Annotated in this window: 12 protein-coding genes; 7 read left to right on the forward strand and 5 right to left on the reverse strand. The window is 43.4% G+C overall.

Going from position 1 to position 17,741, the window contains the following annotated elements; translation table 11 throughout:
- The first annotated feature begins 250 nt into the window (after window positions 1-250).
- Both HWQ36_RS28770 and HWQ36_RS28775 read left to right on the forward strand, forming a co-directional pair.
- Entirely contained in the window at window positions 251-2,071 is a 1,821-nt protein-coding gene (locus tag HWQ36_RS28770; protein WP_292709193.1) for an asparagine synthase-related protein, read from the forward strand.
- Window positions 2,072-2,334: 263 nt separating this feature from the next.
- Complete coding sequence (locus HWQ36_RS28775) at window positions 2,335-2,583, forward strand: hypothetical protein (RefSeq protein WP_292709195.1); 249 nt, start codon at window positions 2,335-2,337, stop codon at window positions 2,581-2,583.
- 55 nt (window positions 2,584-2,638) lie between these two features.
- Here HWQ36_RS28775 and HWQ36_RS28780 read toward each other — a convergent pair whose 3' ends face one another.
- Complete coding sequence (locus tag HWQ36_RS28780; protein WP_292709197.1) at window positions 2,639-3,670, reverse strand: VOC family protein; 1,032 nt, start codon at window positions 3,668-3,670, stop codon at window positions 2,639-2,641.
- A 489-nt stretch (window positions 3,671-4,159) separates the two neighbouring features.
- Between HWQ36_RS28780 and HWQ36_RS28785 the strand changes: the two genes are divergently transcribed.
- The 5 genes from HWQ36_RS28785 (at window position 4,160) to msrB (ending at window position 10,276) form a co-directional block, all read left to right on the forward strand.
- Window positions 4,160-4,783, forward strand: coding sequence for a DUF3859 domain-containing protein (locus tag HWQ36_RS28785; RefSeq protein ID WP_292709199.1), 624 nt, complete (start codon window positions 4,160-4,162; stop codon window positions 4,781-4,783).
- A gap of 5 nt (window positions 4,784-4,788) precedes the next feature.
- On the forward strand, window positions 4,789-6,612 hold the full coding sequence (locus HWQ36_RS28790) for an asparagine synthetase B family protein (protein ID WP_292709201.1): 1,824 nt from the start codon (window positions 4,789-4,791) through the stop codon (window positions 6,610-6,612).
- A gap of 43 nt (window positions 6,613-6,655) precedes the next feature.
- A complete protein-coding gene (locus HWQ36_RS28795) occupies window positions 6,656-7,987 on the forward strand; it encodes a decarboxylase (protein ID WP_292709203.1) in 1,332 nt (443 codons plus the stop codon).
- Between the two features lie 179 nt (window positions 7,988-8,166).
- The gene (locus tag HWQ36_RS28800; protein ID WP_366829879.1) at window positions 8,167-9,318 is read left to right on the forward strand and encodes a hypothetical protein; all 1,152 of its coding nucleotides are present in this window, start codon (window positions 8,167-8,169) and stop codon (window positions 9,316-9,318) included.
- 463 nt (window positions 9,319-9,781) lie between these two features.
- Window positions 9,782-10,276, forward strand: coding sequence for a peptide-methionine (R)-S-oxide reductase MsrB (gene msrB, locus HWQ36_RS28805; protein WP_292709207.1), 495 nt, complete (start codon window positions 9,782-9,784; stop codon window positions 10,274-10,276).
- Window positions 10,277-10,498: 222 nt separating this feature from the next.
- Here the strand turns inward: msrB and murI are convergent, their stop codons facing one another.
- From murI to HWQ36_RS28825, 4 genes are all read right to left on the reverse strand, one after another.
- On the reverse strand, window positions 10,499-11,365 hold the full coding sequence (gene murI, locus HWQ36_RS28810; RefSeq protein ID WP_292709209.1) for a glutamate racemase: 867 nt from the start codon (window positions 11,363-11,365) through the stop codon (window positions 10,499-10,501).
- A 106-nt stretch (window positions 11,366-11,471) separates the two neighbouring features.
- Window positions 11,472-13,358, reverse strand: a complete 1,887-nt coding sequence (locus HWQ36_RS28815) for an N-acetylmuramoyl-L-alanine amidase (RefSeq protein ID WP_292709211.1) — start codon at window positions 13,356-13,358, stop codon at window positions 11,472-11,474.
- Between the two features lie 317 nt (window positions 13,359-13,675).
- The gene (locus tag HWQ36_RS28820; protein ID WP_292709213.1) at window positions 13,676-15,574 is read right to left on the reverse strand and encodes an N-acetylmuramoyl-L-alanine amidase; all 1,899 of its coding nucleotides are present in this window, start codon (window positions 15,572-15,574) and stop codon (window positions 13,676-13,678) included.
- Between the two features lie 649 nt (window positions 15,575-16,223).
- Window positions 16,224-17,684, reverse strand: coding sequence for a cation:proton antiporter (locus HWQ36_RS28825; protein WP_292709215.1), 1,461 nt, complete (start codon window positions 17,682-17,684; stop codon window positions 16,224-16,226).
- Window positions 17,685-17,741: the final 57 nt, after the last annotated feature.

Below are 17,741 nucleotides of genomic sequence, written 5' to 3' on the forward strand. Positions count from 1 at the left end.
TCTTACAGAGATTGTCCGAATATTTATTGTAGATATAAAAAGCTTACTCGTTTATAAAATTCCTATATTATCTTGGATAGCAACACAAATTATGTGCATTAACTGACATTATCGAACAAAATTCAGGAGTCAGGATGGGCTAAACGCCCTGCTACCGGTAACAGAATAATGCCTCCGACAGCTCGCTTCTTTCCCATGCCCCATGCCCAAAAACTGCCTAAAATGACTAATTATGCGTTGAAAATTTCCCATGCTATTTGATGCGTTTAAAAACCGTAAATCTCCTAAAATCGAATCCATCAAAACCAACCCAACCTGGCGTGTAGCTTGGGGAACAGTTGATGAAAGTTATGAAAATATAGCTTGGCGAGATGAAAAAATTTCTGTAGTCATACCACACACAGCTTCTGGATTTATGACGGAGAAATTAGCAATCAGTTCTGGAGAACGATTTGTTGTTGTTGGTGATGTTTGGTTAACTAACCAAGTGCAGTTGCTGCAAAAGTTAGGGATTGAACCGGATAGCTTTAGAGAAACTTCTCTGCAACTAGTTGCCAATCTTTGGGAACGATGGGGCTTTGAATGTCTTAGCCAACTTGTGGGGATGTTTGCGCTAGTGGTTTGGGATAGAGAGAAACAGGTGTTGAGATTGATTCGCGATCGCATCGGTGTTCGGACTCTCTATTACACTACCACTGGTTCGGTTCGTTGGATTGCGCCTCAATTGAGAACTTTATCACCTCATCGTTCATCCGATTTAGATTTGGTAGCGTTGCGAGATTATCTTTGCTGTGCCTTTGTTCCAGGAGAAAGAACGCTTTGGGAACAGGTGCGCGAACTACGACCTGGAACCGTTTTAGAATTTCCTGACCACAAAGTTGAAGCTTATTGGCAGCTTCAAGAAAAGATTATAGCAATAGATCAACCTTTAGGATGGCATGGCGATCGCTTGCGAGAACTTCTAAACCAAGTTGTTCAAGAATATTTACCACCAGCAAATGAACCCGTTGGTGTTTTTCTTTCTGGTGGTTTGGACTCTAGCGCTATCACTGCTTTAGTAGCGAAATTCCACAAAGCACCAGTTCACACCTTCTCGATTCATTTCGGTTCAGAATCTCCCAATGAGTTAGAATTTTCCAGTCTTGTTGCTTCTCATTGCCAAACGCAGCACCACATTTTAGAAATTACTTTTAAGGATATGTGGGAACGTCTGCCAGAAACAATGGCCTATTTAGATGACCCCATTGGCGACCCACTGACTGTTCCCAACCTATTGCTCGGACGACTGGCGAGAGAAAGCGTAGAAGTAGTTTTAAATGGTGAAGGTGGCGACCCCTGTTTTGGTGGGCCAAAAAATCAGCCAATGCTCATCAATAGTTTATATGGCTCTGTCACCAATCAGGATGCATTGCAAGCTTATTTAATTTCCTTTCAAAAGTGCGCTGTTGACTTACCACAACTTTTAAAACCAGAAGTTTTGACAGCAGTCCAAACAGCACCTTGGGTTTTTGAAGAAGATTTATCTTCCCAAGCCAGCTATCTGAATCGTTTGATGGCAATGAACATCAAATTTAAAGGTGCTGACCAAATTCTGACAAAAGTCAGTAACTTGACTCAAGCAGCCCTTTTACACGGTCGTTCTCCCCTATTTGACCAACGAGTCGTAGACTTAAGCATGGAAATCCCTCCAGAGTATAAACTTTCTGGAGTGGAAGAAAAAGCAGTCTTGAAGCAAGCAATTACCTATGGTACGTCTTCTCTACGAGACGCTGCGCGTAGCTTGCTTTCCCGTAGGGGTACGACGAACGCAAATATTCTACCAGAGGCAATTATTCATCGTCCCAAAAGTGGCATGATGGTTCCTGTGCAGTTAGGATTTCGGAAATATTGGCAGCAAGAAGCCAGAGATTTATTACTAAATCGGAATGCAGCTATCACTCCTTACTTGAACCAGTTGCCAATTCGTAATTGGTTAAACTATCAAGGAGATACTTGGAGTCGTTATGGAGTAAAGCTTTGGTTGCTTGTGAGTTTAGAAATTTGGTTACAGGTGAATAAAAAAGTGCAGTAGTGAAAGCAAGAAATTAATACGCGATAACTAGAGCAAACTTTGGGTAGTAAATAAGTTTGTAGTAAAAACTTGAGCGCCTGTATCAATAAGCACTATAGTGCTTAATATGCACCAGCAGATTTCTGCCGTACCGTACTAGTCAATAAAATATTTTTTTTACTACAATATGAACTTCTTCTGGAATTGGAATTTTCTGCTGTGTATTTACACGTAGATAACAATCAAATCTAGAACTCTAATAAAAAATTACAGACAGCAAATTAATGACACAACCTAACTCACAAGATAAAAATAACTTTCTTTACCCTCGTAGCCGATATTATGGTAAATTTCAGCCAGAGACTTTAGCATTTAATGCCAACCTCCAAGAATTTGCTCAAAAAATTACTTACATCTCTTGTCTAGAAACAGGCGGAAAACTATCACCAGAAGAAGCTTACGAGCAAATTAAGGTGCTTTGGAAACAGTTGAAACATAGCAAAAAGGAACTGTCTATTGGCGTAAATAAATGAAAACTAGCTTTTGGGCATTGGGCATGGGCAATAACTACCAATGCCCCATGCCCAGTTAATTAGCTTCTAGCAAAGTCCAGAAGTAGCCATCTGGCGCAACGAAGGAGAAACTCGTCTCGCCAAACTCATTACTAATAATATCTGTAACTTTTTGTGCAGTAGTGGCTTTGATGCGATCGCAATACTTCTGTATTCCCTTAACCCGATAGGTATATAAAGACATACCCAAGCTACCTGGTTGGGCTGCCTCAAAACGCGATTCTAAATTAATAGATTCTGGGAATCGAACAATATAAAGTCTACCACTGCGTGCAGCCATCAGGTCAGACTTAGAAGAACGCGGATCGTCAAAAGTAGTCACAATAAACTTTTCACCAGGGTTAAGGTCAAAAATATCTCGACCTGCTGGCGAAGATTCATAGCTAGTTTCGACATCATCACGCACACGCAGCAAACCTAAAACTTCCTCATAAAACTTGAGGGTTTCTTTGCTGTCATCTTGAGAAATGATTCCTATATGGGTAAACTGACTAGCCTTGAGAGCAGCATTATGATTAACTTGTCCGTAATGCGGTAGTGTATAGCCAAAGCGTTGAAATAAAACTTGTCGAGCTAAAGGTTGAAGTAGCAGCATTTCTCTTACACCGACTGCTGGCTCAATAAAAGGACGGCTTTTCCTCTCTTTGTTGTAGATGACTTCCCAATAAGGGTTAGAGTGCCTAATAGGAAAACCTGCGGCTTTTGCATCCTCTATATGATTTAAGATACTTAACACATCTGTAGTTAAGCTTGTCGCCCAGCGATTTCCCTTAATTTTCATCGATGCTATTCCCAAACCTTCATGGGTGGGGTTTTGCCAAACCATCAACCGAATCAAACCATGATCTGAATTTTGATGGTAGAGGCGAATTGAGCGTAAAGAAGAATTTACTCCATATAATTGATAGGCTACATCTGCGGTTAATTCACCCACTTGACCAATACGATAGCCAAATTGCTCCCAATATTGAATTGCAGAAATTGGTTCCGGGATGCCTATACAGACTTCATAGATACCTTCAATTGCGGTTTGTTGTTCTTGAGCCATAACAATTTTGGATTTTAGATACTTCGACTTCGCTCAGTACAAGTTTTAGATTTTAGATTGGTTAAATAAATAAAGCTTTCGGAAAGATATCTCAGAAAGAATCCGAAAAGCAACAACTTTAGGTCGTAGCTTATGATGTACCTAGAAAAGGAGTATAGAGTTCTTCTGATTGCACCTAAGTAAGTCGGCGAGAATAAAGCAAATTATGTTACGAAACGTAAACAGGCTTAAAATCCTTATCAATGACAAAGGACAACTTGCACTGAGCGGAGCCGAAGGGAGGACAAATGACAGCCCCCGCCAGTTAACTTTAATTATGCCGACTTACTTAATCAAGAATTGCCATCAAGTTTTTTTAACATTTTTGATAGGTCTAAATCCCTCGCTTCTAAAGCGCGACAAGTTTTGCGGTGGGATTTTAACCCCACCGCAAAACTTAATTACGAATTACGAATTACGAATTACGAATTATTTAACAGGAGTTAAGCGATGATGCAGCGACTGACTCAAGAGCAATTAGCACAAATAGTCACAGAAGTACAAGGTCTGCAAGTGCGTCGAGAAGCCGAACTAGACCAACAGCAGGTTAGAGAAATTTTACAGGAATTGAATTTACCGCCTGAGTTACTAGATGAAGCGCTGATTCAGTTAAATCGCCGCCAAGCGCTGGAGGTACAGCAACGCCGGAATCGATGGATTACCTCTGGAGTTGTGGCATTCTTAGTGATACTGAGTGCATCTACAATATTTTTCATCCAGCGACAGAATTCTGCACTCTCTCGCGTTTCTGCTCAACAAGACCGCATCACCTTGGTATCAAATACTGGCGGTGACTTGAAGACAGTTTCCCGCCAAACCAATCCAGAAATTTTTTACCATGTCACTTTAAAGGATGCACCCTTGGGTAAAAAGCTGGCTCTTTCCTGTAATTGGATTGACCCCAGTGGTCAAATTGTCAAGCAAAACAGTTATCAAACCCGCGAAATTAATACGCCTGTCTGGGATACCCAGTGTCGCTACACTATTAATCCGGCTGCAACTGTTGGCAATTGGAAGGTGCAGATGTTGCTGGAAGGTCGGCAGATTAGTGATGAAACCTTTGAAGTGAAATAGTCTAGATGGGTAACATCCCGCATCATTTTCTTGGCTATTGGGGTTACGGCGCTCAAGATGAGTTGGAGGCGCTGTTAAATATTCTGAAAAACCTCTCTCCAAACCTCTCCCCTTCAAGGGGAGAGGCTTTGAATTTTCCCCCTTCCCGCACTTCGTGCCGCTGCGCGAACGCAGGGAAGGGGGTTAGGGGGTTAGGTCTGAAAATCTGGAATGTTGCTTATATAGGACTTGATGGAAATTCCCCACCGCTAGAAAATCAAATTGCTGCTATTTCGGCATCAGGATTATTCACTTCACCCGATGCTTGGGTAAGTCTCCAAGAAAATAACTGTCTGATTTTGGGTAGAGAACCTTTCGGAAAGATGCCCTTGTATTGGACTCAACAAGGACAAGTTATCTGGTTTGCATCACAACTGCAACTACTCTTACCGATTTTGCAACAGTCAGAAGTTAGCATTTCTGGGTTATATGGCTATAGCTGTTTTTCTTACGTTCCCACACCCTTAACCCCTGTTAAGGAAGTGTTTGCAGTGACGGCAGGAACTGAATTAGTTTGGCAGAGTGATTGTCAATCAGGCAAGCTACAAACACCTAAATCTAAGCACATCTACTCGTGGCGGGAAGCCCCAGAACAGTTAACAGATGAAGCTACAGCAATTACCGAATTGCAAACTCTCCTTAAAGACTCCATAGAACGACAGATTGCCGATTTAAAGGATGAACCTGTTGCGGTATTTCTCTCTGGCGGACTCGATTCTTCAGTAGTGGCGGCGCTGCTGGTGCAAGCAGGGGTGAAAGTCCGCGCCTACACTCTAGATTTTGGTGACGTAGGTATTTCAGAATATCCATACTCTGAACAAGTCGCCCAGTTTCTCCAAATTCCGCTTATTAAAGTTGCAGTAACGCCAAGTTCCATCAAAAATGCCCTAATTCCTACTGTGCAAGCATTAGATTTGCCCTTTGGAGATGGCGTGTGTGTGCCGTTGTATCTCCTATCTGAAAGGGCGAGTCAGGAAACTCAGGTAATTTTTAACGGCGAAGGTGGAGATCAATTATTTGCCGGTTGGACAAACAAACCTTTAATTGCCGCAGGTGTTTATCAGGCAGAAAATCCCACCGGACAGGAAACTTTTATTCAGCAATATCTCCGCACCTTTCACCGTCTTGGGGGATACGAATCTCAAGTTTATCAGCCAGAGGTCTATGCACAGATCCAAAATTTGTATCCTGAAGATTGGCTGTTGGCGGCTCTGAATCGTGATGAGTGTCCATCGTTGCTACATCGCCTCCGTCGTGCCAGTCTGATGCTCAAAGGAGCGCAGAATATCCATCCCCGTGCGACTGCATTGGGGTTTGCTCATGGGTTGTGGGTGCGATCGCCTTTTTGTGATTTACCTCTGGCAGAATGGACATTCCGCCTCTCTGGAGAACTCTGTTTGCAAGGAGCCTGTGAAAAATATATCCTCAAACGGGCTGTAGAAAATTGGCTCCCGCCTGAAATTGTTTGGCGACAAAAGCGGGGGATGGGGGTTCCCTTAACTTCTTGGTGTTTAAATGATTTTTGGCATCAGCTAGGCATCTGGCTCAATCCAGAAACACTTCGCACCAACAATCACTTTTATCCTCACATTGCGGCCCAAATCGTTGAAGGCAAACTAGGAGCAGCTATTCAAGGCCGTCGGATTGGTGAGACTCTCTGGTTACTTATTATGTGGCAACTTTGGCGATCGCACGTCTTAAATGAAGAACCAAGTAAAAAATCCTTGGATCATCCTTTTTGGTTACATCGTCGGCTATGGAGAAACTACAAGATAATTCGTAATTCGTAATTCGTAATTCGTAATTGATAGATGGAGCAACTAACTTGAAGTTATGGAGAGCAAGAAATTTTATGACTTTCAAAATTCCCTTAGTCGGCCATTTTTTGGGGAAGTTGCTCAGGAGTTACTGAGTATTTATGGTTCTCCTCTTTATGTTTATAATGGCGATCGCTTGCGCGAAACTATTGAGCGCATTACTAAAGCAGTCAGTTATCCCCGCACACAATTTCGGTTTGCAAGCGTTACTAATGGCAATATTGCATTGTTAAAAATTTTTCGCTCATTTGGGTGGGGACTTCACGCTAATACCCCAGGAGATATCTACCTGGGATTGCAAGCTGGTTTCGATCCTAGTGAGATTGTTTACAGTGGCAGCAATTTGAATCAGGCTGAGATGCTACAAGTCTTAAATTGGGGAGTTACAACACTCAATCTCGATAGCCTCGCTCAGTTACAATTGTGCTGCGAAGTTTTCGCTAACAAAATTAGCAAAAGTACACCAAAACAAAATAATCCCCCTCATCTCCCCCATCCCCCCATCTCTTCACTCCGGCTAGGTTTACGCCTCAATTTGCCAGAAATTACCGGAGATAGCCGAATTGGTGTGCGTCCTGAAGAATTTGGTGATGCGATCGCTAAAACTCGTGAGGTTGGATTAAAGCTGAGTGGTTTACACTTCTATCGAGGGACGGGAACTAATGCTACAGAAGCTTTCACCCAAGTAATTGATACAGTAATCGCCACAGCACAACTATTATCAGATTGGGAATATTTAGATTTTGGTGGCGGCTTTGGCTACCCGTATCACCACAACAAAACAGCTTTTGACTGGGAAATATTTGGCGCTGAGTTAACCGAGAGAATTACTCATTTAGGGCGGAAAATTGATTTGGTGATTGAACCGGGACGAGCTGCGATCGCTGGATGTGCAATTTTGCTTGCTCAAGTTGTTTCTGTAAAATGGCAAGGAGAAAAACAGATTGTCGGAGTTGATACCACCGTTGCCAATCTTTCAGTACCCTCAGTACACGGTGGCTACCGAGAAATTATCACCTGGAAGCAAGCAGACAAATCCGCCACTCCCTACTCCTGTACAGACGCGATTAATCGCGTCTCCCTATTCAAAACTGATATTTGTGGTAACACTACCTATTCACGAGATTATCTAGGGAAAAATTGCCAACTCCCAGCACTAGAAATTGGTGATATCGTTGCCATTCTAGATGTCGGTGCTTATGGTTATGCCATGTCGTCTCACTTTTTACACCGTCCCAAACCTGCGGAAGTCTTGCTAGAAAATGGTACACACCGCTTAATTCGCCAACGAGAAGACTACAGTGTTTTGCTAACAAATCAGGTTCCTGATAATTCCCCCCTTTTTTAAGAGGGGTTAGGGGAGATCAACCCTGACATTAAGCGTATTGACTAACAATTAATAACTAACATCAAACAACCATTATGAAGTGTATTAACTGCGGAACTGACAATAAACTAAAAGACCGGATAGCTAATCAAGGTCGGTGTCTAAAATGCAATCATCTCTTTGCTTTTGAACCGGTCAGTATGAGTAATATTAAGATTACTGATCCTTTTTTTGCAAAGGCGATCGCTGATATTTCTGCAAATAATACCTTATTTTTCACACCCAAACAACTGCTTTATTTTCTAGATAATCGTCTAAGAAAAAGCTCAAAGTCAATTTCACGATTTGGCTGGCTACTTCCCTTTTTATTTATTAATCTTATTACATCAATAACAATTTTTATACCGCTAATAGTAAATCTTGCGTTTATTAATTTCTTTTATGCAAGTAGCAAATCAACTAAACTCAATCTTGTAAGTCGCAAACAGAATGCGAGGAATTTACAAATTATAGGAGGAATTATCCTTTCTATAGGAATTCTTGCTTTAAAGTCATTTCCCCTCTTTGTCATTGTTGTGATTATGGGAATGTTGCCCATATATTTAGGAACTCGACAGCTAGGACGAATTGAATTTTTAACACAAGAATTTTTATTTCCTGAATCTCAGGTTAAAGATTGGCTAGCTCGTTGGCAGCAAATCAATGGTTCAATTCTCAAAATTCTTCCTTCTCCAAAGCAAGAAAATACACCAGCCACAGTTAATCCTGATGTGACTGCTTACAGTTTTGATAGATTAGTAGTTTGTGATAGTGCTAACATTGCTCAATTATTAATTGCTAATAATTTTCACTTTGAAAATAACTGTGCAATTCTCAGCATTACTGGATATCCCCAAAGCATTTTTGACACCACAATGCAAATGCTGCGGCGTAATTCCGATTTGAAAGTCTATGCAGTGCATGATTGCAATCCACGAGGAATTGGTTTAGTTCATAATTTGAGAACCAATGCTAATTGGTTTCTCAATAGTGAAATTGTGATTATTGATATCGGATTAACGCCAAGTCAAATTATTGCTACTAAACGCGGAATGTTCATTCAATCCTCTCCAGAGTCGGCGCAAGCAGCTAAACAATTATCTCAAGAAGTTCGTCAAAGTTTATCTGCTGAAGAATTAGCATGGTTAGAATCTGGAAAGTTTGTGGAATTAGAATCTTTCACTCCCCAAAGACTGATTAAAGTCCTGCAAAAGGGTATCGCTGGCAGTCGAGATATAGAAAGTAATGACAGTAACTTGCTTTTAGTAGGGGATACGGGTAATGATATGTATGTTGTTCAAAGTTTTGGTTGATACAAGTAGGTCGCCGCAATTAAAGCTAACTGGCAAAGGCTGTCATTTTTCACTTGTACTGCCCTTCTCTACGAGACGCTGCGCGTAGCTTGCTTCCACGAAGTGGTACGACTACGCTCAGGAACCGCGAAGCCGTTCGCGTAACGTCTCGCAGAGAAGTATTGGTCATTAATAAGGGCTTTAAGTCTATTTACGTTTCGTAACATACTTTGGTTTTTTCGCACCAACTTACTTAGCCAGAATGCGACACCGAATAGCCCGTCGCAGACATCGCATCTAAAAATATACAGTTGATTTCGATTCCTTACAGTGTTTGATTGCAGAATAATTTTTGGTTTCTTAGCTAATTTTAATCAGTTTATCAGCGCTAATTCAGGGCGATCGCTGATTATAGTGATTAAGTAGGGAATTCCGTACTGGAGTTGATTGACCAGTTAACCGGAAAATAGAAAATAATAGATATATGGACAAACGGTATTTTTTACAGGCTAGTGCAGTAATAGTCGGCACAGCATTGTTATCAAGGTATATCAACTGGGGGTCAAAAGCGATGACAACTTCTAATAGTGGATTTGAAATTACCAAACCAGAAGAAGAGTGGCGCACAATTTTAACGCCAGAACAGTTTAATGTATTGCGTAAGCACGGGACTGAACGCCCTCACACCAGTCAATTAGATAAGGAGTACGACAAGGGTACTTATTATTGTGCTGCGTGTGAACTGCCACTGTTTACCTCTGATACCAAATTTAACAGTGGTACTGGCTGGCCCAGCTTTTTTAACCCGATTGAAGGTGCGATCGCTACTACTGTAGATAAGTCGTTGTTCATGACCAGAACTGAAGTACATTGTAGTCGTTGTGGTGGTCATCTGGGTCATGTTTTTGATGACGGCCCTGCACCCACAGGCAAGCGCTACTGTATGAACGGTGTTTCGCTGAAGTTTACTCCTGCCTAAGGGGGGCAGGGGGGCAGGGGAGCAGGGGGAGCAAGGAGGACAAGGAGGACAAGGAGGAATTATTAAAATTAAGTCTCTCCCTTGTCTCCCCCCTCTTCCTTGTCTCCCTTGTCTCTTTTCCATGCCCTGTTTGGCCAATGCCCAATACTTCGACTTACCTCGACTTCGCTCGGCACAAGTCGCTCAGTACAAGTGCCCAATTCCCCCTTCCCCCTTCCCACTTCAATGGAGTTGGGAAATGGCAGTATCAGTGAAGCAAACCTCTTCAACCATTGGGGTATAGCCTAGCCACTGTACTCCCGACTGGGAAAATTGTTGTGGACACCCGCTAACGGCGAAGCGAGTTGGTAGTGGAAGGTGAGTATTTTTTAAGCCTAGCAAGTCTAACTCTTGGGCACAAGCTGCCACGACATGAACAGCTGGGTCAACTAGCTTGACTTGAGAGGGGAGGAGCGATCGCAATACTGGTGTAAGGTGGGGATAATGGGTACAGCCGTGAACTAAGGTGTCGATTTCTTGCTCTAGTAAAGGCTCTAAGTAGGCTCGTGCCACTTCAGCAGTATAGGGGTCATGAATCCGGTTTTGCTCAATGAGTGGCACAAACTCAGGACATCCAACTTGCCAGACTTGAACATCAGGAGCAATTTCGAGGATGGCGTGCTTATAAGCGTTACTCTTCGCCGTCGCTGGAGTGGCAATTACACCAATCCGCTTTCCTTGCTGCACCGCAGCTTTGGCACCCGGTAGAATTACCCCCAAAATGGGTATGTTGAATTCTTGACGGACGGTTTCTAGGGCTAGGGCAGAACTGGTGTTGCAAGCCATAATTACCATTTTTACCTGCTGCTGTTGTAGCCAGGTAAGAATTTCGCGCGTAAATTGTAAAATTTCTGCTTGTGAGCGAATTCCATAAGGAAGTCGGGCTGTATCCCCAAAGTAAACAATTGATTCATTGGGGAGTTGCCGATATATTTGTCGCAGTACCGTCAATCCACCCACACCACTGTCAAAGATGCCAATTGGGGCACGTTGGGGTTCAAGAGCCGAAAAATCGTCCAGATTCGCTTCAAAGATCGAAGATGAATACACAGGCTGATATTAATTTAGGTTTTGGGATTTAAAATACAGAATTTAGCAGACAATCGGCTAATTGACCACTAAATTCTGCACGCCAAAGGATTCTAAATATCACCTTTTACCTCTGTAAGTATTTTAGGATGCCACGAGCGATTGCTTCTGCCATCTGATTTTGATACTCTCGTGTTGCCAATCTGGGATTGTCTTCTCGACCAGTCATATAACCTGTTTCTACTAAAATCGAGGGCATAGAGCTTTTCCTGAGAACGTAGAATCTGGCTTTGCGGGTTCCCCGGTTTTTGATTGTACCGATGTTTTGCAGAATGGTATTGCGAACTACTTCTGCTAGATCGTAACCACTATCGTAATAATATACTTCTAACCCATTCACATCAGGGCGATTATCAACAGAATTAGCGTGAATGCTGACAAACGCAGTTGCATTAACTCGCTCGGCAATTTCTACCCGTCCCGGAAGTTCTACGAAAAAGTCAGCATCCCGCGTTAGTACTGCTTGTACACCATGTTGCTCTAAAATTGCTGCTACCCTTTTACCAATAGGCAGAATTACATCTTTTTCTAAAAGTCCACCTATACCAGGAGCGCCTGAGTCTTTTCCACCATGTCCTGGGTCAATCACAACTAGTAGTTTCCCTCTAGGAACAGAGGGGCGAGGCTGTGGCCGGGATATCGGACGGGGATTATCTATGGGGTTTGGTAATTGACCTTGGTTTGGCGATAAAGGAGGTAAATCAATCGGCTGCTGTGTAACGCTACCAGAACGTTGTAATTCTAGAGCCAAAAGTTGGTCGCCAACTTGGTTAAGTTCACCAATTTGCACTCCGGCTGCTGGTTGAACCAAGACGGTGACTGTATTAGATTCTTGGGGTTGCAGGCGGACTCGCAGGATAGGGCTATTAGGATTAAAAGTCGGGCCTGTAACTTTGGGAGCTAACCGAGCATTGTTGATGGTAATGCGGTACAGACCAGAGGTTCTATCCCAGGCTCCTGTTGCAGATAAAGCAAGGTCTGCTCTAATCAGCAGTTGTGTGCCATTATTAGCCAGTTGCACAGACTCAATTGTCGCTGTACTAGATGGTATGGGGCGTGGACTATTACTTCCAGGCAACTGGGCAATGCCACGACTGGGCAGAAGCACAAAACCACTATTGTTACTATTAGTTGCTCGCCAATTTTGACTATTTTCATCCACCTGTAAAGTCATGCGAACAACAGATGGGCTTGTTTGTAGTTGGCTGAACTGAATACGGCTGACACCATAGCGATTAATCGACAAATCGCGTTGCTCTAGACTTGGTGATAAAGTAGCGCTGGCAATATCGATGTTAATTGCTCTTTGATCGTTGCTACGATTTACTTGAATTTGGGGATTACCACCATTGGTACGGATGAAAAAACCATCGCCTGTAACTTGTAAGTTCTCAATTTGAGTCACCCTGGCGGCAAGCATTCCGTTTCTAGGTGGATTAACAGGGCTTGTTCTCACCACGTTGTAAATATCTCTTGGAGAGAAAACTGATGGAGATGTTCTCGGTGAAGGTTGTGTGGCTATAGCTTGTTGTTGCCCACCAGTATTTGTTGAGGGGGCATTTTCGGCTACTGGCGTAGGTAATTGCACCAGCCATCGGTCGCCAGTTCTACCAACAAATTGTACTCCCTTGGGGTCTAAAGTATAACCAGGAGTCAGTTCAACGACTATGCGCGTTGTTTGTTCGTCAAACTGCCCAACCCGGATAGCTCGAATTGCACCGCCCACCTGTTGGGTTAGCTGTGGACGGCCAAATGTCGTTCCTGGTAAATCAATTACCAAACGAGTGGGGTTAAAAATTAATTGTGCTTGGGGTTGAACATTCCCTAGAGTATTTATTTCCAGCTTGTTTTGATTGACATCAAAACGCCAAGATTCAAGTTTCGCAGCCATTGCTGGCGACGATAGCATGAAGATAGTTCCAATAGTACTGGATAGTAACCAGCGTAATTTCACAGTCTTTTCTCCTGATTCACATTCATGGGAGCCGTCAACATTTCAATATATTGGCAAATCCTCACACCATCACCGCACACACTTGAGTATTACGCTGTTATTAAGACAAAGCTAATGGCGTAAAATATAGCACGCTCCTCTGATTTTGCCATGCCATCCATTAGCCCAGATAAATTTGACTTGTAAAGCATCAGATGACAATAACAAAGATGCTACTCTTGTCCCGCCGCAATAATACTTAAATTGGTTTTACTACTAAATTGGATAAACATGGTTAAAGATTAGATGTATTGACTCAATAATTTCGACTAAATTACTTATCTTCTCTTTAAATACTGAAGAACGCCACGAGCGATCGCTTCTGCCATTTGATTTTGGTAAGCTGAGGTTCTGAGCCTAGCCATATCCTCTCGACCAGTCATATAACCCGTTTCCACGAGAATGGAGGGCATAGAACTTTTTCTAAGGACATAAAACCTGGCTCGCCGGACTCCCCTGTCTTTGAGAGTACCAATACTTTGAAGAATGCTACTACGGACAACGCGAGCGAGATCCAAACCAGTGTCGTAATAATAGACCTCCAAACCATTCACATCGGGACGACTCGCACCTGCTGAGTTAGCGTGGATACTAACAAACACATCAGCATTAGCTCGCTCTGCTAATTGCACTCTTCCCGGAAGGGTAACAAAATAGTCAGAATCCCTGGTCATAATCACTTGTACACCATTTTGCTGCAAAATCTGTGCCAGCCTTTTACCAATAGGCAAGATCACATCCTTTTCGCGTGCCCCTCCAATACCAAGCGCTCCTGAGTCTTTACCGCCATGTCCTGGGTCAATAATGACTACCACTCGTCCATTGGTAACTCGGCGCTGTGGTTGGAATAGGGGCTGGGGATTGGGATTGTTTGGGTCTGGGAATGGCCCCCGGTTTGGTGGTGGTAGCCCAGGTAAAGCAAAGAGCGGTCTTTTGGGGAGGGCGACAATTCGACGAGAACCTTGTATTGGTATAGCTAAAAGCTGGTCGCTGATTTGCTGGGGTTGCTCAAGTTGCACTCCGGCTGCTGGTTGAACTAAAACAACAACTGTATTGGCTGCTTGGGGTTGCAGACGTACCCTGAGAATGGGGCTATTGGGGGCAAAAGTAGGGCCTGTAACTCTCTTAGCTAACTTGGCATTGTTAATTGTGACGCGGAACACACCGGAGGATCTATCCCAGGTTCCCGTAGCAGATAAAGTTTGGTCTGCTCTAATCAGCAGTTGTCTGCCATTATCAGCCAGTTGCACAGACTCAATGGTTGCAGGGGAGTTGTTAGTAGCAGATAATCTGCTAGGGAAAGAGGGTGGTTGTGATTGATTGTCCGAATTACTACTTCCAGGCAATCTGACAACGCGACTAGGCAGAACCACCAAACCACCACTGTTACTATTAGTTGCTTGCCAATCTGGGCTATTTTTATCTACTCGCAAAGTCAAGCGAACGATAGGAGTTTGGTTTTGTAGTTGGGTGAATTCGACGCGGCTAATACCATGTTTGTTAACAGGCTGATTATTCTGTTGCGCCAGACGTGGTGATAAAGATGCGTCAGAGACATCTATGAAGATGCTAGCGCGATCGCGGCTGCGAATTGTCTTAATCCCTGGATTGCCACCACTGGTACGGAGGAACAACCCATCGCCTGTTACTGTCAAGCCCTCAATTTGAGTCGCCCCTCGTGTAGTACTGGCAACCCTTGAAATACTAGGTTGAGGGTCAGAGTCTGGGGTAACGACAGTGTAAGCAGTTCTTCTGGGAGATAAGGTTGGGGATGAGGCTACTCTATCAACTTCTGGTCTAGGTAATTGCACCGTCCAGCGATTGCCAGTTGTCCCAACAAATTGGACTCGTTTGGGGTCTAAAGTATAACCAGGTGTCAGTTCTACAACTATGCGCGTTGTTTCTGTATCAAACTGCCCAACCCGGATTGAGCGAATTCCACCGCCCACCTGTTGAGTTAGCTGCGGACGGCCAAATGTCGTTCCTGGCAAATCAATTACCAGCCGAGTCGGGTTGAAAATTAGTTGTGCCTGGGGTTGAACTGCTCCCACAGTATTAATTTCCAGCCTGTTTTGATTGGCATCAAAGCGCCAAGATTCAAGTCTCGCAGCCATTGCAGGCGACGATAGCATGAAGATAGTTCCAATAGTGCTGGGTAGTAACCAGTGTAATTTCACAGTTCTTTCTCCTAATTCACGTTCATGGGAGCCGTCAATATCTCAACTCATTGGTAAGTCATCACACCGTCACCACCTAACTTGATCTTTGATGCCTTGTTTGATTTTTAAGCTGGTATAAAGACACGCTTAAATCAGTTATCAGATTTTATATTGGTTTGAAATCCCAAGATAAAATCTTCCACCTTTGGAGGTGGAGGAATCTGACTCCCAAGGAAGCTAGAAAACTAATAACTGATAACCGTTAACTGATAACTGTTTTTTGTTTTTTGCCATCAATGGACTAAGTAGATAATTCCCATTACTGTCAAACGATCTAGCAAAATTTATGGGTGTTACTCCCCAATTACCTGGAAAATATTCAGATAATGGCTCACAAGCCAAGGGAGACTGGAAATAAATAACATTCCGAATGCTGGTAGAAATTATAAACAGACGATTATTCTACAATCAGATGGGACGGAAATTTGGAGAGAGAAGTTTCCACTGCACAATTGGGAGATGAGGGAGTGGGGGGACAAGGGGGACAAGGGGACAAGGGGACAAGGGGGAATTATTGAACAAGTATCTCCCTTGTCTCCCCCCTCTCCCTTGTCTCCCCCCTCTTCCTTGTCTCCCTTGTCTCTTCTTAATTCCCCATTCCCAATAATTAGCGATCGCCAGATTCTGGAGTTACTTCTGATGCTGGCACCTTCGACTTAGGTGGTTCAATTACCAACGAGTTTCCAGAGGAACCATCTAAAACCAGTTGCTCTGAGCCTGCACCCACGGTTTTTGGATCTGGGAACACAAATCTTAACAAAGGAGGAGCTAAAAAGGTTGTCAAGATAACCATCATAATGATTGCCGCCCCTAGTGGTTTCGAGAGAGCGCCACTGGCTGCGCCGACACCTGCAAACACTAATCCAACTTCCCCTCTCGGAATCATCCCCACACCGATCGCTAAACGGTTGATTTCCGGTTGACCAAACACGCTTAAGCCTGTGATTACTTTACCGAGAATGGCTACTGTAATCAGGAAAGTTGCCATAATTAAACCTTCCCGATTGTCGGGAATTGCTGGGTTTAACACTCCCAAATCAGTTTTTGCGCCAACAGTCACAAAGAAAATTGGCACTAACATATCGGCAATTGGACAGACTTGCATTTGCAATTCTTTGCGCTTCTCTGTCTCTTCTAGGACTAAACCAGCCGCAAAAGCTCCCAAAATCGCTTCTAAGTGGATGACGGCGGCAAGGTATGCCATCGCAAAGGCGAAGATGAATGCTGGTATTACCAATCCACCGCGTGTTTTGAGTTGATCAGCGATCGCTACAAAGGACTTATTGAAAACATTCCCTAGTAGGATTGCTCCCAAAATAAAACCAGTGGCGCTGATAATCAAGTAAATGACTTTGCTGACATCCACTACGCCATCTTTAGCTAGACTAGCAACTACCGCTAAAACGATGATTCCTAAAACATCGTCAATTACGGCAGCACCCAAAATAATCTGCCCTTCTTTAGAATTGAGTCGCCCCAACTCTGACAGCACTTTGGAAGTAATGCCAATACTAGTAGCAGTCAAAGCTGCCCCAGCAAAAATTGCGGGTACAGCAGCAATTCCAAATAAAGTCATTAGTCCCACAGTCCCAGCCGCAAAGGGTACTACTACCCCCACTACTGCGACAACGGTGGCTTGGATACCAACTGCCATTAAGTCTTTTAAGTTCGACTCCAAGCCGATTTCAAACAGCAGGATGATCACACCCAATTCTGCCAAAACGGAAATGACCTCAGACTGGGCTGCAAACACGGCTGGAGTGGCTTCAGGAGTTAAACCAGCAGTGATTTGAAGGAAGGACACGATCAAAGAGTTAGAACTGTCTGTGCTGCCTTCTGGAAACACTAAAAGGTGGAAAACAGAGATACCTACTACTACACCACCTACTAGTTCGCCTAAGACGGGCGGCAAACCCACTTTGTTTGATAACTCTCCACCAACTTTGCTGGCGAGGTAAACCACTACTAAGCTTAGTAGCACTGCGGCTACTACCATTGAACTGTCTGCGGCTTCTGTTGCAGTAGCCAGCAGAGGAAAAGAGAAGTTAATTGGATCTAACAAATGCATGGGTTCTGTGAAAATCCTTCTCTTTGATTTTGACGTGTTTCTGAAAAACATCTATCT

This window comes from Nostoc sp. NMS2, from assembly GCF_017115105.1.
Lineage (GTDB): Bacteria > Cyanobacteriota > Cyanobacteriia > Cyanobacteriales > Nostocaceae > Nostoc.